The sequence below is a fragment of the Neobacillus drentensis genome, assembly GCF_021560175.1.
GTDB classification, from domain to species: domain Bacteria; phylum Bacillota; class Bacilli; order Bacillales; family Cytobacillaceae; genus Neobacillus; species Neobacillus drentensis_A.
Genome location: NZ_CP091110.1, coordinates 176,096 through 198,022, shown reverse-complemented (window position 1 = coordinate 198,022; position 21,927 = coordinate 176,096). Strand labels below are relative to the sequence as shown.

Annotated in this window: 14 protein-coding genes, 10 tRNA genes and 3 rRNA genes; 2 read left to right on the top strand and 25 right to left on the bottom strand. The window is 42.3% G+C overall.

Annotated features, from left to right (window positions below):
- Nucleotides 1–15 precede the first annotated feature (15 nt).
- From L1999_RS01075 to sigW, 9 genes are all read right to left on the bottom strand, one after another.
- Nucleotides 16–453, bottom strand: a complete 438-nt coding sequence (locus L1999_RS01075; RefSeq protein ID WP_235741867.1) for a PTS mannitol transporter subunit IIA — start codon at nucleotides 451–453, stop codon at nucleotides 16–18.
- Nucleotides 450–2,567, bottom strand: coding sequence for a BglG family transcription antiterminator (locus tag L1999_RS01070; protein WP_235741866.1), 2,118 nt, complete (start codon nucleotides 2,565–2,567; stop codon nucleotides 450–452). Before L1999_RS01070 ends, L1999_RS01075 begins: the two co-directional genes overlap by 4 nt.
- A 199-nt stretch (nucleotides 2,568–2,766) precedes the next feature.
- The gene (locus L1999_RS01065) at nucleotides 2,767–4,224 is read right to left on the bottom strand and encodes a PTS mannitol transporter subunit IIBC (protein WP_275677336.1); all 1,458 of its coding nucleotides are present in this window, start codon (nucleotides 4,222–4,224) and stop codon (nucleotides 2,767–2,769) included.
- Nucleotides 4,225–4,412: 188 nt separating this feature from the next.
- Nucleotides 4,413–6,215 carry a glutamine--fructose-6-phosphate transaminase (isomerizing) gene (gene glmS, locus L1999_RS01060; RefSeq protein WP_235741865.1) on the bottom strand — a complete coding sequence of 601 codons (1,803 nt, stop codon included), beginning with the start codon at nucleotides 6,213–6,215 and terminating at the stop codon, nucleotides 4,413–4,415.
- 514 nt (nucleotides 6,216–6,729) lie between these two features.
- Complete coding sequence (gene glmM / locus L1999_RS01055; RefSeq protein ID WP_235741864.1) at nucleotides 6,730–8,079, bottom strand: phosphoglucosamine mutase; 1,350 nt, start codon at nucleotides 8,077–8,079, stop codon at nucleotides 6,730–6,732.
- 39 nt (nucleotides 8,080–8,118) lie between these two features.
- Nucleotides 8,119–9,387 carry a CdaR family protein gene (locus L1999_RS01050; RefSeq protein ID WP_235741863.1) on the bottom strand — a complete coding sequence of 423 codons (1,269 nt, stop codon included), beginning with the start codon at nucleotides 9,385–9,387 and terminating at the stop codon, nucleotides 8,119–8,121.
- On the bottom strand, nucleotides 9,380–10,207 hold the full coding sequence (cdaA, locus tag L1999_RS01045; protein WP_235741862.1) for a diadenylate cyclase CdaA: 828 nt from the start codon (nucleotides 10,205–10,207) through the stop codon (nucleotides 9,380–9,382). Before cdaA ends, L1999_RS01050 begins: the two co-directional genes overlap by 8 nt.
- Before the next feature lie 132 nt (nucleotides 10,208–10,339).
- Complete coding sequence (locus L1999_RS01040; RefSeq protein WP_235741861.1) at nucleotides 10,340–10,963, bottom strand: anti-sigma factor family protein; 624 nt, start codon at nucleotides 10,961–10,963, stop codon at nucleotides 10,340–10,342.
- A gap of 15 nt (nucleotides 10,964–10,978) precedes the next feature.
- Nucleotides 10,979–11,542, bottom strand: a complete 564-nt coding sequence (gene sigW, locus L1999_RS01035; protein ID WP_235741860.1) for an RNA polymerase sigma factor SigW — start codon at nucleotides 11,540–11,542, stop codon at nucleotides 10,979–10,981.
- Between the two features lie 184 nt (nucleotides 11,543–11,726).
- Between sigW and L1999_RS01030 the strand changes: the two genes are divergently transcribed.
- On the top strand, nucleotides 11,727–11,894 hold the full coding sequence (locus L1999_RS01030) for an aspartyl-phosphate phosphatase Spo0E family protein (RefSeq protein WP_235741859.1): 168 nt from the start codon (nucleotides 11,727–11,729) through the stop codon (nucleotides 11,892–11,894).
- Nucleotides 11,895–11,935: 41 nt separating this feature from the next.
- Here the strand turns inward: L1999_RS01030 and rocF are convergent, their stop codons facing one another.
- The 15 genes from rocF to L1999_RS00955 form a co-directional block, all read right to left on the bottom strand.
- The gene (gene rocF, locus L1999_RS01025) at nucleotides 11,936–12,835 is read right to left on the bottom strand and encodes an arginase (protein WP_235741858.1); all 900 of its coding nucleotides are present in this window, start codon (nucleotides 12,833–12,835) and stop codon (nucleotides 11,936–11,938) included.
- Nucleotides 12,836–13,831: 996 nt separating this feature from the next.
- Nucleotides 13,832–13,907: transfer RNA gene (locus tag L1999_RS01020), tRNA-Ala, on the bottom strand.
- Nucleotides 13,908–13,909: 2 nt separating this feature from the next.
- Nucleotides 13,910–13,984: transfer RNA gene (locus tag L1999_RS01015), tRNA-Gly, on the bottom strand.
- Between the two features lie 30 nt (nucleotides 13,985–14,014).
- Nucleotides 14,015–14,087: transfer RNA gene (locus tag L1999_RS01010), tRNA-Lys, on the bottom strand.
- 1 nt (nucleotide 14,088) lies between these two features.
- A tRNA-Gln gene (locus L1999_RS01005) sits at nucleotides 14,089–14,163 on the bottom strand.
- 46 nt (nucleotides 14,164–14,209) lie between these two features.
- A tRNA-Tyr gene (locus tag L1999_RS01000) sits at nucleotides 14,210–14,294 on the bottom strand.
- A 19-nt stretch (nucleotides 14,295–14,313) separates the two neighbouring features.
- A tRNA-Thr gene (locus L1999_RS00995) sits at nucleotides 14,314–14,389 on the bottom strand.
- A 19-nt stretch (nucleotides 14,390–14,408) separates the two neighbouring features.
- Nucleotides 14,409–14,484: transfer RNA gene (locus L1999_RS00990), tRNA-Val, on the bottom strand.
- A gap of 9 nt (nucleotides 14,485–14,493) precedes the next feature.
- A tRNA-Glu gene (locus tag L1999_RS00985) sits at nucleotides 14,494–14,568 on the bottom strand.
- 21 nt (nucleotides 14,569–14,589) lie between these two features.
- Nucleotides 14,590–14,662 (bottom strand) — tRNA-Thr (locus tag L1999_RS00980).
- A 28-nt stretch (nucleotides 14,663–14,690) separates the two neighbouring features.
- Nucleotides 14,691–14,765 (bottom strand) — tRNA-Asn (locus L1999_RS00975).
- A gap of 14 nt (nucleotides 14,766–14,779) precedes the next feature.
- Nucleotides 14,780–14,895 (bottom strand): 5S ribosomal RNA (gene rrf / locus L1999_RS00970).
- 133 nt (nucleotides 14,896–15,028) lie between these two features.
- Nucleotides 15,029–17,963: ribosomal RNA gene (locus L1999_RS00965) — 23S ribosomal RNA — on the bottom strand.
- Nucleotides 17,964–18,154: 191 nt separating this feature from the next.
- Nucleotides 18,155–19,704 (bottom strand): 16S ribosomal RNA (locus L1999_RS00960).
- Together the 16S, 23S and 5S rRNA genes with 10 tRNA genes alongside form the textbook arrangement of a ribosomal RNA operon.
- Nucleotides 19,705–19,959: 255 nt before the next feature.
- Nucleotides 19,960–20,190 (bottom strand): hypothetical protein, encoded by a 231-nt coding sequence (locus tag L1999_RS00955; protein ID WP_235741857.1) that lies wholly within the window; start codon nucleotides 20,188–20,190, stop codon nucleotides 19,960–19,962.
- Between the two features lie 136 nt (nucleotides 20,191–20,326).
- Between L1999_RS00955 and pdaB the strand changes: the two genes are divergently transcribed.
- Nucleotides 20,327–21,079: a polysaccharide deacetylase family sporulation protein PdaB gene (gene pdaB, locus L1999_RS00950; protein ID WP_235741856.1), complete on the top strand. Its 753-nt coding sequence runs from the start codon at nucleotides 20,327–20,329 to the stop codon at nucleotides 21,077–21,079.
- A 30-nt stretch (nucleotides 21,080–21,109) separates the two neighbouring features.
- Here pdaB and L1999_RS00945 read toward each other — a convergent pair whose 3' ends face one another.
- Nucleotides 21,110–21,799 (bottom strand): KinB-signaling pathway activation protein, encoded by a 690-nt coding sequence (locus L1999_RS00945; protein ID WP_235741855.1) that lies wholly within the window; start codon nucleotides 21,797–21,799, stop codon nucleotides 21,110–21,112.
- Nucleotides 21,800–21,927: the final 128 nt, after the last annotated feature.

Here is a 21,927-nt window from a genome sequence, read left to right as displayed (position 1 = left end):
ATGGCTTCGATTGACTTAATTGACATCTTCAAAGATGGCCAAAATCTCATCCGCTGATCTGGCAGAGACAAGCTTCTCGATGTTTTCTTCTTCAGAACAAACAATGGCAATATTAGATAGAATATCTAGGTGTTCATTATCTTTTCCGGCAATGCCAATCAGAAGCTTAACCATATTTCCAGCTCCAAAGTCCACCCCTTGTGGAACTTGAACAAATGATATGCCAGATTCCTTTACAAATGACTTGGAATCCTCGGTACCATGTGGAATAGCGACAAAATTACCCATATAAGTAGACGTTAATTGTTCTCTTTCAAGCATTTTTTCAATATAGTCAGCATCCACATAACCTTTTTCTACAAGAATTCCGCCTGTTAATCGAATCGCTTCCTCCTTAGAATCTACGATTGTGTTTAATCGAATATTTTCTTTTGCTAAGATAGACTTTGTCATCCTTCTACACTCCTTAATTCCGTTAATTTATGATTAAAAAATTGTCCCAGTCTGTCTGTTAACAATCCGGCTATTTTTTCCTTGATAGCAGATTGAAAAACATTACTATTCTCTTCGCTTTCAATTAACAATGAACTTAAAAAACTCAATACCTCTAACATCTGTTCTGATGCATTGGCAGGTGATAAAAGCAAGATAAGACATTCCATGTTCATTTCTACACCATCCATACCGAAAACTCTTATCGGCTTATTTAGTGTCGTGATCGTAAAAATCGGCTGAATGACATATGGGGATCGCGCATGATATAACGCCATGGCTGTTTCGGGAATACCAATCCCTCCAAGTCCTTCTCTTTCAAGAATGGCATCCACAACCTTTTCGACGTCAATGATTCTTTGTTGCTGAATTTCCTTTTGACAGGTCACGTTTAAAAGTTCTTTTACAGTTTCATTACCTAATTCGGTTAAATCAAATCCCTCTAGAATGGCTGCAATCGTTCCTGCATACTCTTTGATCGTTTTCATCTCTTCAATTAATTTGGAAGTAGACTTTTGGCTCTTGAACGTCACCGGAAGTTGCATTTCTGAACTATTTACAAATTTGTATTCATTCATAAAGGAGCGGATTTTTTCTATTTCATCCTTATTTAAGAAGGGATTGACCACTATATAGTCCCCGTTATAATCAGGGATAGGGATAGTAGAGATAACAAGTTGATAATCGGTCTTATCCATTTTCTGAAATTCCATTACCGAGACGTTTTGGATGAACCTCAACTCAGGAAACTCTTTTTGTAATCTAGTTGCCAGCATTTTAGAGGTACCTATTCCACTCGAACAGACCACTAGGGTTTTAAAATTGCCAAGGTCTTTGCTGCCCATTAATACTGCCCCAAAGTGCAGGACTAGATAGCCCGTTTCCTCATCGGGAACATAAAACTCAGGGAATACCTGGTTTACCGCTTGTTTCACAAGCTCAAATAAATCGGCATAATCCTTTTTAATCTTTTCCAACAAAGGGTTACTGATGCCCATCTTTTGCTTTATACGATAGATTGCTGGCTTTAGATGCACACTTAGACCTTCAAAAAGTGAGCGATTTGTTGATAAATCCATTCCTGCTAGCTTCCCTACTATTTCGACCAGCTTTTTCGTTTTTATAGCTGCCAGTAAACTTGTATCCTCGATTGAATGTTCATTTTCATGTCTTAGTTTTGCACCCTTTAAGTGCATGGTAATATAAGCAATCTCCGCTTCCGGTATACTAATAGTAAATACCCGTTCTAATTGTGATACTATTTTCTCTGCAAATGTGTATTCCTTTGTAACCTTCTGGTCCTCCAAATAGGAAAAATTGATATTAATTCCTTCTCCTTTTTGGATCCTTTCTACAGCCAGTGCTAAATGAACCACAAGACCTATATAAGCACTATCGGCCATTGAGAATGGCAGTTCTTGAACAATCGAATTAACGATATTTTCAACAATCACCAATTTCTTTTTTTCAACCAGTCCCATTAATCTTTCAGAAATGCTATGAATTTGCTGAGTCGACCTCTGTTGGATATTATCCCGTGTTAAAGAAAGGAGCTCAGATTCATCCAGGTATTCCGAAATCAACTGACTCATTGCCCTTCTTTTTGCACTTTCTTCCCCCTCGATTTCAACACCGTAGCCTCTCCTTCGAATCAGGGTTAATCCATACGTTTTTAACCTCTCTTCCAGCTTAGTTAGGTCAGAGCTTACCGTTGCAATTGTTACATTTAAGTCTGAGGCAAGTGCAAGAAGTTTTACAGGTTCGCTTGTTTCTAAAAGTTCACACAGCATAATGGTTTGTCGTTCATCTGGCGTATATTCTTTATGTGAGAGATTAAACAAATAAAGTTCCAGTTCTCTAATGTTATTTTGTTCGCCCGTTATTTGGACACCAACCCCCGATTTTTTTTGTAATAACAGGTTGTATTCTTCAAGAATATCTTCTATGTTTTTTAAATCTCTATGGATCGTTCTGCCGCTAACACCAATGAACTCTGCCAGGTCTTTCACGGTTGTTTCATTCGGGGTCTTTAATAGGACTTCAAGAATTTGTCGCTCTCTTGCCGAAATATACATTTCTCACCTTCCTTATGGGACGACCGCGTTCCTTGAAACGGATGTTGTTGTCAAAATTAAAATTTGATCCTTACAATATTAATTGTAAATTCACGAACCCCCTTACACAATAAAAGCTATTTATGATTTAGTCCCTTGTATTGTTGACATGATTAAAATAAAGAGCCTAGCACATGATTAGGTGCAGGCCCTTTTATAATTATTTTTTAAGGCTATTGACTAACTCATCATACTTAGGGCTGTTTAAAAAGTTTTCAACTGAGATATGCTTAGCATTTGGTAATTTAGCTTTTGCTCGGTCTGTTAGATCCTTATGAGTCACAACCACATCCGCATCGACAGGTAAATTATTGATAGCGGTATTGGTAACCGTCATATCTATGCCCGCCTTTTGCACCTTTTTTCTTAAAATGGAGGCCCCCATTGCACTGGATCCCATACCCGCATCACATGCGAAGACGATTTTGTTTACATTTTCAGGCTTGATTTCATCTTGCGTGGTTAAAACGGAAGATACTGAACTTTTCTTCCCCTTCATTGCTTCCATCTTCACTGCTGCAGAAGATAAATCCTCCTCAGCAGTTGCCTTACTTGTTTTTAAAATCAATGAGGCTACTGCAAAGGACACGCCTGTTGCCACAATAACACCGGCAAGAGTTGCAAAATATCCACCTTTTGGTGTCATCGCAAGTAATGCGAAGATACTGCCTGGTGATGGTGCAGCGACAAGTCCAGCGTGAAGCACACTAAATGTGAATACTCCACTTACACCACCGGCCATTGCAGCAAAAATTAACATTGGCTTCATTAGGATGTATGGGAAGTAAATTTCGTGGATACCGCCTAAGAAGTGAATAATCACAGCACCTGGTGCCGTTTGTTTCGCTGTCCCTTTACCAAATAACCAGAAAGCAAGTAAGATACCTAGTCCGGGACCAGGGTTTGTTTCTAGTAAGAATAGAATGGATTTTCCTGCTTTTGATGCTTGCTCAATGGCCATTGGACTTAAAATACCGTGGTTAATGGCGTTATTTAAGAATAGTACTTTTGCTGGTTCAATAAATATGTTAGCAAGTGGGAGCATGTTATGGTCGACGATGAACTGAACTCCAGATGCTAAAAATTTGCTTAATGCTTCAACGACAGGGCCAACACCTTTATAGGCTAGCAGTGTTAAAGCGCCTCCAAGAATACCCGCTGAAAAGTTATTCACTAACATTTCAAATCCTGACTTAATTTTTCCCTCAATCAGTTGGTCGAACTTCTTAATGACAAATCCCCCAAGCGGCCCCATAATCATCGCGCCTAAGAACATCGGGATATCTGATCCGACAATCACACCCATGGTTGCTGTCGCACCGACAACCCCACCACGGATATCGCCCACCATACGACCACCGGTAAAACCGATTAATAATGGCAATAAGTAGGTAATCATTGGGCCTACTAGTGTAGCGAGATCCTTGTTAGGAAGCCATCCGGTCGGAATAAATAATGCGGTAATTAGACCCCAAGCAATAATGGCACCGATATTTGGCATGACCATTCCGCTTAAATAACTTCCGAATTTCTGTATTTTAACTTTTGCATCTGATTTTTCTTTAGCAGTCACGTTTGTCCCGTTTACTTCTGACTTCACTTTAACTGTTTCACTCATCAGGTTTCCCCCCACTTGATATTTTTTATCTTTCTAGCTTAATATTAAAACGCTTTCATCCTTTCATCAATTGATACTAAATTTCATTTTGTCACTGTGGTTGTTGACAACATTTACTTTTTCAAAAAAAACAAAAAAGGCTGGAGATGAATCAAGTATGATTCGTCTCCAGCCTTATCATAATCCTTTTACTCAACCGTTACTGATTTTGCAAGATTTCGTGGTTTGTCGACATCACAACCACGGTGTAAGGCAGCGTAATAGGCAAGTAATTGCAATGGTATAACAGAGATAAGCGGTGTTAATACTTCATGTACTTCTGGGATGACAAAACTATCTTCATCCATGTTTAGACCATCCATTGAAATAATGCATGGGTTTGCTCCGCGCGCTACAACTTCCTTCACATTTCCACGAATACTTAAGTTGACGCTCGCTTGCGTAGCAAGGGCAATAACAGGTGTGCCCTCTTCAATTAATGCAATCGTACCATGCTTTAGCTCCCCGCCAGCAAAACCTTCTGCTTGAATATAGGAAATCTCCTTAAGTTTCAAGGCACCTTCAAGTCCCACGTAGTAATCAACCCCGCGGCCAATGAAGAAGGCATTGCGTGTAACAGATAAGAACTCTCTTGAGATTTGCTCAATTAGCTCCTTTGAGTCACAAAGTACTTCCATTGCATTTGCAATAATACCCAGTTCATGGATCAAGTCAAAATCAACCGAAATTCCTTGGCTCTTGGCAGTTACCTCCGCTAAAATAGCTAACACAGCCAACTGTGCTGTATAGGCTTTGGAGGAAGCAACAGCAATCTCCGGACCTGCATGCAATAACAGTGTATAATCTGCTTCACGTGACAACGTTGACCCTGGTACATTTGTGATGGTTAAGGTACGGTAACCCAACTCTTTCACTTTTACAAGGACAGCACGGCTGTCAGCAGTTTCACCGCTTTGTGAAATGAAGATAAACAACGGCTTCTTGGTCAGAAGCGGCATATTATAAACAAATTCACTTGCAATATGGACTTCAACTGGCAGTTTTGCAATGCTTTCAATAAACTGCTTTCCAACCAACCCAGCATGATAGGATGTTCCAGCTGCAATAATGTAGACACGGTCAGATTCATTCATAGCATGAATGATGTCAGGGTCAACGGTCAATGCCCCTTGCTCATTTTGATAGGTTTGAATGATCTTACGCACAACCAATGGCTGTTCATCAATCTCTTTTAACATATAGTACGGGTAAGTTCCCTTTTCAATGTCACTTGCATCAAGTTCCGCTGTATAGGGCTGACGGCTAATAATATCCCCATTTAGGTTTTGAATGGTCACTTCATTCTTCGTTACAAGGACAATTTCCTTATCCATCAATTCAAGATATTGATTGGTCACTTGAAGCATTGCCATGGCATCACTTGCCACAACATTAAAGTCAGTGCCAAGGCCTACAAGCAACGGGCTCTTGTTTTTAGCAACATAAATAGTCTCACTGTCTTCTTCATCTAAAAGCGCAATGGCATATGATCCATGTAATAGGGATAACGTTTTACGAAATGCCTCAATCACCTCTAAGCCCTCTTGAACAAATAGCTCAATCAGTTGAACGACAACTTCTGTGTCTGTTTCACTTCTGAATGGTACACCTGCTAAGTACTCACGCTTTAAGAGCTCATAGTTTTCGATTACACCGTTGTGAACAAGTGTAAAACGGCTTGACGCACTTTGATGTGGATGGGAGTTTGTCTTACTAGGAACACCATGTGTCGCCCATCTAGTATGACCAATTCCCATATTGCCTTTTACCTCTTCATTGACAATTTCACGTAAATCCGCAATGCGGCCCTTTTCTTTAAAAACATGAACACCATATTCATTCTTTACAGCGATGCCTGCAGAATCATACCCTCTATACTCAAGCTTTTCTAAGCCTTTTAAAAGAATTTCTTTCGAGTCGTTTTGACCAATATATCCAACAATTCCACACATTTTCTTTTTCCTCCCTGGAATCAGGGGGCAAGAATGCTTTTGGAGGCAGTGCTTGCCCCCTTATCTCTGCTTTTGATTAAGGTATCTGTCTATACCTTTCTAAACATTACAGTTAGTATGCGCATATTCTTCTCTTTGTGCATAGAGTTGCCTCTAGGTTTTAAAGAAGAACTTTTCGGTTGTGTGCAGGCAACCGGGAGGTATCCGCCGAACATTCGATAATCCTCCTCCTCGTCAACTAATCAACTCTCTTCTGATTAGTCCAGGCGCTTTTAGTTTTTCCTAGCTTCTACCTCTATCCTCCTTCCAAAGCTTCGCTTTAAGACACAAGCACACTAATCTTACATGATTTGTCAATCGCCCGTCAACTAAAAACTTAAACGCCAAAAAATGATTCACAACTTTCCTTATAAAATATGCATAAGAGAACGAATCTGTTCCCTTATGCATAAAAGAAGACATACCATACCGCTAAAAAAGTTTTTTTTAGGTAGTACGATATTCGTTGTATCGTTTATTCCTTTAATTCCATTTCTTCTTTAACAACATCAACAATCCGGTTCACAAAAGATTCACAAAGTTCCTCTGTTGCTGCTTCTGCCATGACGCGAACGAGTGGTTCTGTTCCACTTGGACGAACAAGAATTCTTCCGTTTCCTTCCATCTCCGCTTCAACCTGCTCGATTACAGCCTTTACCTTTACATTATCGGTCACATGGTTTTTATCCGTTACTCGTACGTTAACAAGTTTTTGCGGATACTTTTTCATTTCACCCGCTAACTCTGATAATGGCTTCCCGGTTACCTTCATAATATTCACTAATTGCAATCCTGATAATAACCCATCACCTGTTGTGTTGTAGTCTAGGAAAATGATGTGTCCTGATTGCTCACCGCCAAGGTTAAAACCACTTTTTTTCATTTCTTCTACCACATAACGATCTCCTACTGCTGTAGGTACACTGTGGATTCCATGAATTTCAAGGGCTTTGTAAAAACCAAGGTTACTCATTACTGTTGAAACAATCGTCCCATGTTTTAAACGGCCTTGCTCTTTCATATACTTTCCGCAGATGTACATGATTTGGTCGCCATCGACAATATTACCTTTTTCATCTATTGCAATTAAACGATCCCCATCACCGTCAAAAGAAAGACCTACATCAGCACCTTTTTCCTTCACAAGAGCTGCAAGTGCTTCTGGGTGGGTTGATCCGACTCCAGCATTAATGTTTAATCCATTTGGTGATGCTCCCATTGTCGATAAATCCGCGTCAAGGTCTGCAAATAAATGGCTTGCTAACGCACTTGTTGCTCCGTGGGCACAATCCAAGGCAATATGGATGCCTGAGAAGTCTTCATCTACTGTATTCTTTAGGTATTGCAGGTACTTTTGACCGCCTTCAAAATAATCCATCACCTGACCAAGTTCTGCCCCGGTTGGTCTTGGCAGCTGGTCTTCCGGTAGGTCAATATAGTTCTCGATTTCTAACTCTTGCTCATCAGACAGCTTAAAACCATCTGGACCAAAGAATTTAATTCCATTATCTGCAACAGGATTATGTGAAGCAGAAATCATGACACCCGCTTGAGCTCCTAATGCTTTGGTTAAATAGGATACCCCCGGGGTTGAGATGACGCCTAAACGCATTACCTCTGCTCCAATTGATAGTAACCCAGCTACTAGTGCTCCTTCTAACATATGACCTGAGATACGGGTATCACGGCCAATTAGTACTTTAGGGCGATCCTTATCCTTTGTTAATACATAACCGCCGTATCGGCCTAATTTAAAGGCCATTTCCGGTGTTAATTCGCTGTTTGCTACTCCACGTACCCCATCGGTACCGAAATATTTACCCATCTTAAAAAATCTCTCCTTCAACATGTGTAATGCTATAAATTAGGCATTATTAGTAATAGTTATTTTTGCGGTGGATTTGTCAGGCGTCCATTGGACATCCTTTGGCCCTTTTACTTGGATTTCGACATCATGGGTCCCTTCGCTCAAGCCGGTCAAGTCGATAAAAACTGTGAAATCACTAGGTCCCAGCCCTGTTACAGACTCAGCTGGTCCATTCACTTGTAAATTAACAGTCTGACTTGTGGGATCAGTTACTTCGGCTTTAAAATTATCAGCTAAGCCTTGAAGTGTTAAAGGTATGCCCAAGACCGTTTTTTCTTGATCCGTGGCCGTTGTTTGTTCTACAGCTGGTTTTTGTTGCTCCACTTTCTTCACCACTACAGTTGCTTTTACTAACTGAGGGGTGACCTTCGTCACTCCATTTGAAATAATCACTGGCAGGGTAAGTGTAGTGTTTTCCGTAATCTTACTTAAGTCGACTTCCACCCGTACACTGTCTGTATCTTTTAAGACCTCTTCACTTCCAGTAATTTTGGCTTCTGTTTCGTCTAACTCAATCGATTCAACCGTAATCCCTTCCGGAGCAGTTCCTTTTTTTACAATATTGATCGGAACCGTTTTGCTGTTCGACTTTATTGGAATCGTCACTTGAACCGTTTCAGGATCAACCGTTACATCCAACTTATTTAACTTTTTATCCAGTACTTGAATTTGAGCTTGTTTTGAAATGGTTGCTTTTAGTTTTCCAGTACCATCAAGAGTGGCTTTTACGTAAGTAATTCTGTCAATGTCACTTTTAGCGCCGGTAATTTTTACTTTTCTAGGCTCAACCTCAGGAAGACCAGCTGAGTATCCATCCTCTATTTGGCCGCCATCGAATTCTGCTTCGACCCTGAATTCCTTCGAAATCTTTTCTTGCACAGACACCTTCACACTTGCCGGGTTCATAGTTGCCTTTAATTTATCAGATAAGTTTCGAATCTTGAGCTTTACATTCTGCCTTCCAATCTTAGCATTTGTTAAATCAACATATACCTCAAAGTTTTTTAATGCCTTCGCCGATTGGACATGTGTAATGGGGCCCTTAATGGTTACATCTACCGTGTTCGGTATCCCTGAAACCACTAAATTCTCCGTATCATAATAAACTTTTACAGGAATATCCTTTATGGTCTCTGTTGTTTGCTCTCCAGGAACATTCACATCCGTTAACTTTTGACCAGTATGTGGTATAGATGAATATAATAGGACTGCCAATAACAAGGCCAGTATTTTTATAAACCAAGGATTATCAAACAATTTATCCATTTTGTTTTCCCCTCCAGTTCCAACGAGCTGAAGAAGCCTGTTTCGCTTTATTATGAATCATCATTTCACTGGACAGCAGTTCTTTTAGCTCCTCCACTTTTAAATCACGATGAAGCTCTCCATTCCTTGTCAGTGAAATCCCTCCCGTCTCCTCGGAAACTATGACGGTTAAGCTATCGGTGACCTCGCTTATTCCTAAAGCTGCCCGATGCCTTGTACCCAGCTCCTTTGAGATAAATGGACTTTCAGATAGGGGAAGATAGCATGCTGCCGCTGACACATTATTTTTTTGGATAATGACCGCACCATCGTGAAGTGGGGTATTGGGAATAAAAATATTAATGAGCAATTCCGAAGAGATATTGGAATTTAATCGTATACCTGTTTCTATGTAATCACTCATGCCCGTTTCTCTTTCAATTGAAATTAAGGCACCAATACGGCGTTTTGCCATATAATCTGTTGCCTTAACAATCGCTTCGACTGTTTTTTCCTGATTATCATCGTCTTGTGTACTGCTTCGCGAGAAGAATCGCCCTCTTCCTAATTGTTCAAGGGCTCTCCTGAGCTCAGGCTGAAAGATAATGATAACCGCAAGAAATCCCCAATTTATGGCCTGTTGCATCATCCAGCTTAACGTAATTAAGCCAAGCCACTCACTGACCACCCTGACAAGAAGAATAACAAGGATTCCTTTTAATAATTGAACTGCCTTTGTACCTCTTATCACATTAATCAGTTTGTAAATGACGTACCATACGAGGGCAATATCAACAATACTAGCTAGATACTTCCATATACTGAGATCCGCAAACTGCATTGTTTGTTCCTCCGTAACTTTCTAACAACATATAATTCATACAACTTAATTATTATAACATAAATTCACCAGACAACTTTATTATATGTATGTAGTTAAAAAAACAAATCACCCCCGTGGAGTGATTTGTTTTTATTTAGTTTCAGGCTGGCCAAAAATATCCATTACATCTTGAGCTGTTTTTTTCATATGATACCAAATCCAGTCGAAAACTTCATTTATTTCTTCTATTTGTCCTGTTACATGACCGGCAGAAGCTAAGTATTTTTCTCCGTTAATGACGGTGACATCACCTTTAACTTCTCCTTCAATCCGCACGTTCCCATTGTGAACAACGACATCTCCTTTGACGGTTTCACCTTTAGGAACAATGACCGTATGATTTTTAACCACTAAATTCTTTTGCTTTGAGACAGAGAATTCTTGATCCTGGCTCCAGCTGGAGAACAAGCTTCCCATCATTAAAATAATAAAAACAGACGCTGCTGTGAGCATAGGATGGTTGGTAAACCACCGCTGCATCCACACCTTTTTCTTTTCCTTCGGCAATTTGGCCAATACATTTGCTGTGAAGTCAGGCGGTGCCTGCATATGGGAAATGCCTCTAACAAACACATCTGTCTTTTTTAATTCATTAAAGATCATTTCACACTCTTTACAGCTTTTGAGGTGGTCTCTTAGGATTTTTTCTTCATCTAGGTCTAGTTCTTCATCTAAGTAATCATGCATGAGTTCGATGATCTGTTCTGGACACATTTATGTTTCACCTCATTATACATATCGTAATTGCTGCCTTAATGCTTCCCGGCCGCGATGAATTCTTGTTTTAACTGTTCCAAGAGGGAGGTCAAGGATTTCACTTATTTCATTTAAGGACATGTCCTCCATATACTTTAAGACGATTGCGGAACGATATTTTTCTGGCAATTTTAATATTTCCTTTTGAACGGTCTCCTGCAGCTCTAGACTTTCTACTTCGGTCTCTGGCAAAGGAGAATCCGAGGAAATTTGCGAATACATCGTTAAACCTTCTGTTCCAGCGACTTCCGCATCTAAATAATAATCTGGCTTCTTTTTGCGCAGACGGTCAATACAAAGATTGGTGGCAATCCTAAAAAGCCATGTTGAAAACTTTAAATTTTGGTTAAACGACTGTATGTTCACATAAGCACGAATAAATGCTTCCTGTGCAAGATCTTCTGCTTCATGACGATTGCCAATCATCCTGTAACATAACTGGTAGATACTGTTTTTATATATTTCTACGATCTCACCAAAGGCATCTTGATCTCCTTTAATGACCTGTTTTATCCTTTTTTTCACAATTGTATCCATTAAGTTTCCTCAGCTCCATTGTCGCTATACGATATACGAACTTCAGCCAAAAAGGTTTCGTTTTGAAACGAAAAACTTCTCAATACCCTTAATATTAACAAAAATTTACTAATGTGGGACAAAATATGTTTAAAGTTTTTTTTGCAGGGGAAAAAGATAGTATGTACATAGAAAGAGGTGGAAGATGATGTCTTCTTCAAACCGAGGAGGATTAGTAGAAGAAATAGAAATTCAACGAAATAATATGATTCGATTGGCATCTGAAACATCTCTGTCCAATCAAAAAGTAATTGAGGCAAGCAAGAAGCTTGACTCCTTACTTAACAAATATCATCTATTATTGGCCCAGTAGGATAGTTAAAGCTGCATAGTTTAGTATGCAGCTTTCTTTTTTTATAATAATTTTTCACCAAATAGTGATCCCATTAGCTCTACAGCACAAATGGCTGTTTTATTTTTCTCATCCAGGATTGGATTTACTTCCACAAATTCTGCAGAAGTAATCACGCCTGCCTCTTCAAGCATTTCCATGGCCAGATGGCTCTCGCGGTAGCTGATCCCTCCAATAACTGGGGTTCCTACTCCTGGAGCATCATTTGGGTCTAAGCCATCTAAATCAAGTGATAGATGAACACCATCTGTTTTTTCTTTTAGGTAAGCAATCGTTTCTTCCATCACTTTTGTCATGCCTAATCGATCTATTTCATGCATGGTATAAACCTTAATGCCCTTTTCCTTAATTAATTCCTTTTCTCCATCATCTAGTGATCTTGCACCAATAATGACAATATTCTCTGGTTTTACTTTTGGATTATATCCGCCAATTTCGGTTAATAACGGGTGACCTAAGCCTATGCTTACGGCAAGGGGCATACCATGGATATTTCCTGATGGGCTTGTTTCAGCTGTATTTAAATCTCCATGCGCATCATACCAGATGACTCCCAGGTTTTGATAATGTTTAGAAACACCGGCTAATGTTCCAATAGCAATGCTATGGTCTCCTCCTAGTACGAGTGGAAAGGAACCAGATTGAATTGCTTCATCAACCTTTTCGGCAAGCAACGCGCTTTTTTCTGCTACAAGATCTAAGTTTCTAAGATTGGATTCTTTATCGATGACGACTTCTGGTCTGCCAACTGGGATATCGCCCCAGTCATGTATTTCTTCAAATAAAGGCTTTAGGCGCTCATTAATTCCCGCGTAACGGATGGCACTAGGCCCCATATCTACTCCCCGTCTCATTTGTCCTAAGTCCATTGGCATTCCAATAATTGATAGTTTCTTTGTCATCTCTTTTCTCCCCTTTGCCTGTTATACTACCTATTTTAACCGCTTTCATACCGATGACTCAACTCGACAAAATTTTGCATATATATACGGTATTGTTAAAATATTCTGTAGTTAGGCGGTTACATTTTTAGGGCGGAGATTGTTTCTGGTTTTGGAGAGATATTGTCTTATAGAACCCCTCTATTGGACGAACTTCCCCAGATTTTCAAAAAAATGTCCAATCTGTGGGGACTATTGGACAAAACTCTTGGCTGCTCTTAAATTTTGTCTTATAGAACCTCTCTATTGGACAATCTTCCTCAGATTATCAAAAAAATGTCCTATAGGCGGGGGGCTATTGGACAAAACTCTTGGCTGCTCTTAAATTTTGTCTTATAGAACCTCTCTATTAGACAAACTTCCTCAGATAATCAAAAAAATGTCCAATAGGCGGGGGCTATTGGACAAAACTCTTGGCTGCTCTTAAATTTTGTCTTATAGAACCTCTCTATTGGACAATCTTCCTCAGATTATCAAAAAAATGTCCAATCGGTGGGGGCTATTGGACAAAACTCTTGGCTGCTCTTAAATTTTGTCTTATAGAACCTCTCTATTGGACAATCTTCCTCAGATTATCAAAAAAATGTCCAATAGGCGGGGGCTATTGGACAAAACTCTTGGCTGCTCTTAAATTTTGTCTTATAGAACCTCTCTATTGGACAATCTTCCTCAGATTATCAAAAAAATGTCCAATCGGTGGGGGCTATTGGACAAAACTCTTGGCTGCTCTTAAAACTTTGTCTTATAGACAAGAGCTATTGGACAAAAAAGGACAATTCCCTATGTAAATTGTCCTTTAGACAACTGCTTTAAAAAACTTAACTGAATAAATTCCAACCATTTTAATAAGTATGCTAATAAAGGACTTCCTTACATCCAAAATAAAAATCACCAAGTCCTAAAAATAAAAAAAGCCTTAAATCATGTTCATGATTTAAGACAAAATATGTAGTGTGATGGTGGAGTCTAGGGGGATCGAACCCCTGACCTCCTGCGTGCAAAGCAGGCGCTCTCCCAGCTGAGCTAAGACCCCATTGGAGCGGAAGACGGGATTCGAACCCGCGACCCCCACCTTGGCAAGGTGATGTTCTACCACTGAACTACTTCCGCAACTATGCGGATAAAGATTAGAAAATAAAATGAGCCATGAAGGACTCGAACCTTCGACCCTCTGATTAAAAGTCAGATGCTCTACCAACTGAGCTAATGGCTCTTGGCTGGGCTAGCTGGATTTGAACCAACGCATGTCGCAGTCAAAGTGCGATGCCTTACCGCTTGGCTATAGCCCAAAGATGTAATTACTTCTAGTATGTCCAACTTTTTAAAAAATATGAATGGTGGAGGGGGACGGATTCGAACCGCCGAACCCGGAGGGAGCGGATTTACAGTCCGCCGCGTTTAGCCACTTCGCTACCCCTCCATATTCAGAAAAAAAAAGATGGTGCCGGCGAGAGGACTTGAACCCCCAACCTACTGATTACAAGTCAGTTGCTCTACCAATTGAGCTACCCCGGCGTAAAATAAGAAAAAATTATGGTGGAGGATGACGGGATCGAACCGCCGACCCTCTGCTTGTAAGGCAGATGCTCTCCCAGCTGAGCTAATCCTCCATATTAAGATGGTGACCCCTACGGGACTCGAACCCGTGTTACCTCCGTGAAAGGGAGGTGTCTTAACCGCTTGACCAAGGGGCCTAAAAATTTAAATTAAAGGTAAGCTTCCAAGCGGGCTCGAACCGCTGACCTCTTCCTTACCATGGAAGTGCTCTACCTACTGAGCTATGGAAGCACAGCTATACTTTATGATGACATAAAAATGGCTCCGCAGGTAGGACTCGAACCTACGACCGATCGGTTAACAGCCGATAGCTCTACCACTGAGCTACTGCGGAACAATAAGATAACAGCCTGGCAACGTCCTACTCTCACAGGGACAAAGTCCCAACTACCATCGGCGCTGAGAAGCTTAACTTCCGTGTTCGGTATGGGAACGGGTGTGACCTTCTCGCCTTAATTACCAGACTATTTATTTGACACTATTTTATTATAATGTCTTTTTTTATTTTTGCAAGAGAAATTTTAAACTTTTTTCATTCTCTCAAAACTAGATAATGTAGAAGAAACTTTATAAAAACGAGTTACATCGCTTTAAAACTTGGTTAAGTCCTCGATCGATTAGTATCAGTCAGCTCCACATGTCGCCACGCTTCCACCTCTGACCTATCAACCTGATCATCTTTCAGGGATCTTACTAGCTTGACGCTATGGGAAATCTCATCTTGAGGGGGGCTTCATGCTTAGATGCTTTCAGCACTTATCCCGTCCGCACATAGCTACCCAGCGATGCCTTTGGCAAGACAACTGGTACACCAGCGGTGCGTCCATCCCGGTCCTCTCGTACTAAGGACAGCTCCTCTCAAATTTCCTGCGCCCACGACGGATAGGGACCGAACTGTCTCACGACGTTCTGAACCCAGCTCGCGTACCGCTTTAATGGGCGAACAGCCCAACCCTTGGGACCGACTACAGCCCCAGGATGCGATGAGCCGACATCGAGGTGCCAAACCTCCCCGTCGATGTGGACTCTTGGGGGAGATAAGCCTGTTATCCCCGGGGTAGCTTTTATCCGTTGAGCGATGGCCCTTCCATGTGGAACCACCGGATCACTAAGCCCGACTTTCGTCCCTGCTCGACTTGTAGGTCTCGCAGTCAAGCTCCCTTGTGCCTTTACACTCTACGAATGATTTCCAACCATTCTGAGGGAACCTTTGGGCGCCTCCGTTACTCTTTAGGAGGCGACCGCCCCAGTCAAACTGCCCACCTGACACTGTCTCCCACCCCGATCAGGGGTGCGGGTTAGAATTTCAATACAGCCAGGGTAGTATCCCACCGACGCCTCCACCGAAGCTGGCGCTCCGGCTTCTCAGGCTCCTACCTATCCTGTACAAGCTGTACCAAAATTCAATATCAGGCTACAGTAAAGCTCCACGGGGTCTTTCCGTCCTGTCGCGGGTAACCTGCATCTTCACAGGTACTATAATTTCACCGAGTCTCTCGTTGAGACAGTGCCCAGATCGTTACGCCTTTCGTGCGGGTCGGAACTTACCCGACAAGGAATTTCGCTACCTTAGGACCGTTATAGTTACGGCCGCCGTTTACTGGGGCTTCGATTCAGAGCTTCGCGTGAGCTAACCCCTCCTCTTAACCTTCCAGCACCGGGCAGGCGTCAGCCCCTATACTTCGCCTTGCGGCTTCGCAGAGACCTGTGTTTTTGCTAAACAGTCGCCTGGGCCTATTCACTGCGGCTCTTCGAGGCTATGAACCCCAAAGAGCACCCCTTCTCCCGAAGTTACGGGGTCATTTTGCCGAGTTCCTTAACGAGAGTTCTCTCGCTCACCTTAGGATTCTCTCCTCGCCTACCTGTGTCGGTTTGCGGTACGGGCACCTTGAATCTCGCTAGAGGCTTTTCTTGGCAGTGTGGAATCAGGAACTTCGGTACTATATTTCCCTCGCTGTCACAGCTCAGCCTTCACGAGAAGCGGATTTTCCTGCTTCTCAGCCTAACTGCTTAGACGCGCATATCCAACAGCGCGCTTACCCTATCCTCCTGCGTCCCCCCATCACTCAAACGATTCTTTGGTGGTACAGGAATATCAACCTGTTGTCCATCGCCTACGCCTTTCGGCCTCGGCTTAGGTCCCGACTAACCCTGAGCGGACGAGCCTTCCTCAGGAAACCTTAGGCATTCGGTGGATGAGATTCTCACTCATCTTTCGCTACTCATACCGGCATTCTCACTTCTAAGCGCTCCACCAGTCCTTACGGTCTAGCTTCAACGCCCTTAGAACGCTCTCCTACCACTGACATCAAAGATGTCAATCCACAGCTTCGGTGATACGTTTAGCCCCGGTACATTTTCGGCGCAGAGTCACTCGACCAGTGAGCTATTACGCACTCTTTAAATGGTGGCTGCTTCTAAGCCAACATCCTGGTTGTCTAAGCAACTCCACATCCTTTTCCACTTAACGTATACTTTGGGACCTTAGCTGGTGGTCTGGGCTGTTTCCCTTTTGACTACGGATCTTATCACTCGCAGTCTGACTCCCACGGATAAGTCTTTGGCATTCGGAGTTTGTCTGAATTCGGTAACCCGATGAGGGCCCCTAGTCCAAACAGTGCTCTACCTCCAAGACTCTAACTACGTGAGGCTAGCCCTAAAGCTATTTCGGAGAGAACCAGCTATCTCCAAGTTCGATTGGAATTTCTCCGCTACCCACACCTCATCCCCGCACTTTTCAACGTGCGTGGGTTCGGGCCTCCATCCAGTGTTACCTGGACTTCACCCTGGACATGGGTAGATCACCTGGTTTCGGGTCTACGACCACATACTCATTCGCCCTATTCAGACTCGCTTTCGCTGCGGCTCCGTCTCTTCAACTTAACCTTGCATGTAATCGTAACTCGCCGGTTCATTCTACAAAAGGCACGCTATCACCCATTAACGGGCTCTAACTACTTGTAGGCACACGGTTTCAGGAACTATTTCACTCCCCTTCCGGGGTGCTTTTCACCTTTCCCTCACGGTACTGGTTCACTATCGGTCACTAGGGAGTATTTAGCCTTGGGAGATGGTCCTCCCTGCTTCCGACCGGATTTCACGTGTCCGGCCGTACTCAGGATCCACTCAGGAGGGAACGAAGTTTCAACTACAGGGTTTTTACCTTCTATGACGGGTCTTTCCAGACCGCTTCATCTACCCCGTTCCTTTGTAACTCCATGTTGAGTGTCCTACAACCCCAAGAGGCAAGCCTCTTGGTTTGGGCTAATCCCGTTTCGCTCGCCGCTACTTAGGGAATCGCGTTTGCTTTCTCTTCCTCCGGGTACTTAGATGTTTCAGTTCCCCGGGTCTGCCATCAATACCCTATGTATTCAGGTAAAGATACTGTTCCATTACGAACAGTGGGTTTCCCCATTCGGAAATCTCCGGATCAAAGCTTACTTACAGCTCCCCGAAGCATATCGGTGTTAGTCCCGTCCTTCATCGGCTCCTAGTGCCAAGGCATTCACCGTGCGCCCTTTCTAACTTAACCTAAAAGGTTTTACTCTATATTAATAGAGAGAAAAACTAAAATGGCGATTTTACTCGGTTTTTACTTGGTTTCTTCTATACGATTATCTAGTTTTCAAAGAACGAAATTTCTTGAGAGATTGTACTCTCAAAACTAAACAAACAAAAAGTGGTCAACTTCTTATCAGTCCATAATGACTGCATTATCCTTAGAAAGGAGGTGATCCAGCCGCACCTTCCGATACGGCTACCTTGTTACGACTTCACCCCAATCATCTGTCCCACCTTAGGCGGCTGGCTCCTTGCGGTTACCCCACCGACTTCGGGTGTTACAAACTCTCGTGGTGTGACGGGCGGTGTGTACAAGGCCCGGGAACGTATTCACCGCGGCATGCTGATCCGCGATTACTAGCGATTCCGGCTTCATGTAGGCGAGTTGCAGCCTACAATCCGAACTGAGAATGGTTTTATGGGATTGGCTAGGCCTCGCGGCTTTGCTGCCCTTTGTACCATCCATTGTAGCACGTGTGTAGCCCAGGTCATAAGGGGCATGATGATTTGACGTCATCCCCACCTTCCTCCGGTTTGTCACCGGCAGTCTCCTTAGAGTGCCCAACTGAATGCTGGCAACTAAGAACAAGGGTTGCGCTCGTTGCGGGACTTAACCCAACATCTCACGACACGAGCTGACGACAACCATGCACCACCTGTCACTCTGTCCCCCGAAGGGGAAAGTCCTATCTCTAGGAGTGTCAGAGGATGTCAAGACCTGGTAAGGTTCTTCGCGTTGCTTCGAATTAAACCACATGCTCCACCGCTTGTGCGGGCCCCCGTCAATTCCTTTGAGTTTCAGCCTTGCGGCCGTACTCCCCAGGCGGAGTGCTTAATGCGTTAGCTGCAGCACTAAGGGGCGGAAACCCCCTAACACTTAGCACTCATCGTTTACGGCGTGGACTACCAGGGTATCTAATCCTGTTTGCTCCCCACGCTTTCGCGCCTCAGCGTCAGTTACAGACCAGAAAGCCGCCTTCGCCACTGGTGTTCCTCCACATCTCTACGCATTTCACCGCTACACGTGGAATTCCGCTTTCCTCTTCTGCACTCAAGTCCCCCAGTTTCCAATGACCCTCCACGGTTGAGCCGTGGGCTTTCACATCAGACTTAAAGGACCGCCTGCGCGCGCTTTACGCCCAATAATTCCGGACAACGCTTGCCACCTACGTATTACCGCGGCTGCTGGCACGTAGTTAGCCGTGGCTTTCTGGTTAGGTACCGTCAAGGTACCGGCAGTTACTCCGGTACTTGTTCTTCCCTAACAACAGAGCTTTACGACCCGAAGGCCTTCATCGCTCACGCGGCGTTGCTCCATCAGACTTTCGTCCATTGTGGAAGATTCCCTACTGCTGCCTCCCGTAGGAGTCTGGGCCGTGTCTCAGTCCCAGTGTGGCCGATCACCCTCTCAGGTCGGCTACGCATCGTCGCCTTGGTGAGCCGTTACCTCACCAACTAGCTAATGCGCCGCGGGCCCATCTGTAAGTGTCAGCCGAAACCGACTTTCAGCTTTTCCTCATGAGAGGAAAAGGATTATCCGGTATTAGCACCGGTTTCCCGGTGTTATCCCAGTCTTACAGGCAGGTTGCCCACGTGTTACTCACCCGTCCGCCGCTAACCAACAGGAGCAAGCTCCTATTGATTCGCTCGACTTGCATGTATTAGGCACGCCGCCAGCGTTCGTCCTGAGCCAGGATCAAACTCTCCATGAAAGTTGATTAGCTCATAATTTAAAACGTTGGCTTCATTTCGTAAGAAATGAATATTATTGTTTGTTGACGTTTTTGTTTGTTTAGTTTTCAAAGAACAAAATACCCATTCGCTAAAAGCGACTTTTATAATATATCATCCACAGTCGGCAAAGTCAACATCTTTTTTAAAGATTATTTTTTACCGCCAGCAGCGACGTTTATTACTATAACAAGATAATAATTATATGTCAACGTGTTTTTTACATTTTTTTAAACTTAACCCTTTTTCCGATCCTTTGTGCCTCTTCGTATGTATTTAAAGCATTCTTGAGGAGAGGCAACCCGCTTAAATAAAGTAAAAAGAATCTTGTATCTTTCCTCCATTGATCTTTTTACAATATGGTCAATTCGATCATCTTTTAAGTCAAATAGAATTTCATCCATTTCTCTCTTAATAAGGTATTCCATTTCTTTTACTTCTTTCTCACTTATTAGAAGCCCAAACATTGAAAAACCTCCAGCGAAATAATTAGTTATAGTAGTCTTTTCCAAATTTAGAAATTTTATAATTAAAAAGTTAAATCATATTTTCAAAAAACAAAGCATAGGTTGAGACAAGGATATATTGGACGAGGTGGGAAGAATGAATTTCTTTTTTGTATTCAATGGAAAATCGCTAAAAAATGTATCACTGATCCTCATTGCTGCTTTTTTCACAGCATGGTTTCTCTACCTGGAAAATTTAGTCCAGATACCTGTGTTTTCCACAAAGGACAGCACAAATGCTATTTATCGCGGTGAAAAAGATTTAGCCCTTACGTTTAATATTGGGTGGGGGGATGAAAAAGCGGAGCCTATTTTAGATGTGCTGAAAAAAGAGAATGTTAAATCTGCAACTTTTTTCCTAGCTGGTTCCTGGGCCGAACGTCACCCTGACATTGTCAGCCGCATCGTTAAAGATGGCTACGAAATTGGAGTTCTGGGCTATGATTATGTGGATTACTTTGATGTAGAGGATGCTAAAATTGCTAAGGATATTTCCAAAGCCCAAGAAGTCTTCACTAAATTAAACGTAAAGAATATTAAGCTTTTACGGGCACCGACAGGTCATTTTGATGAGCGTACATTAAAAATAGCGAAGCGTTATGGTTATACCGTTGTTCATTGGAAGATAGACTCTAAGGATTGGCAAAATCCAGGCGTTGAAAAAATAGTGGAAAATGTAAGTAGAGCAGGAGATGGGGATATCGTCCTGCTTCATGCCTCAGATTCAGCAAAACAAACAGCGAAAGCCCTGCCGCTGATTCTTGCTGATATTCGACAGAAAGGACTAAAACTAGTATCTATTTCGGAAATGATTGCTAACGGTGAGGTCCATTCTAAGGAAATCAATTAACTTGAATTTTAACTAATAAAACCGCCCATATTACATGGACGGTTTTTTAGTCATTTTTTTATTTTTGTTTGTGTTTTTTGTTTTAGGAATGGTTTGCTCTGCTCGCTTTTGCCTCTCTTGAACGGATTGAGCGTTTAATTTATGAAGTATTAAAATTTGATAGGCATTACATGCTAGTAAAGAAATCATCATGAGATAGAACCAATTCTTTTCATTCTCACGAAGCACCGGAACCCATTCAACTAATGTAGCAACAACCATAAAAAATAACGCCGGGATAAAAGCTCCCCGGTTTGTTTGCTTTACCTTATACCAGGCAACAACAAGGGAAACAGCTAAAAGAAGAATGGCTGGTCCAAAGTATGGAAGCACGGAATCCCCAGGCTTAGCAAAATTCGTATAACGAAGGTAAACTAAATCAAATAAACCAAACAGAACAAGAACCACTTGCACAGAATTCCAGAGCGATACGGACTTAAATATCCCTAATCCAAAGCGGTGGATCGTTAAATAAGAAAAGAAGCCCATTTGGCTAATGACACTAAACAGAAATCCCATAACAATAAGCCAAACTAATGTCGATAAAATATCAATAATTTTAAAATGGATAAAATAGGGCTGAAATTCACCCCAGCGAATAATAAAACCCACAATAGCCGTCGTGACCCCGCCAACTAATAATGTGGACATAAATAGTCTTACCCAATTACGGCTTGTCACTAATCAAACCTCCAGCATACAAAAAATGATTACCCTACTGATTGTACCAATCAAAATGTGAAAAATCCATAATTTCATTTTTTCATGCGAATAATCTCGCTGTAATTTCTCATCCTAAAATTAAGGAT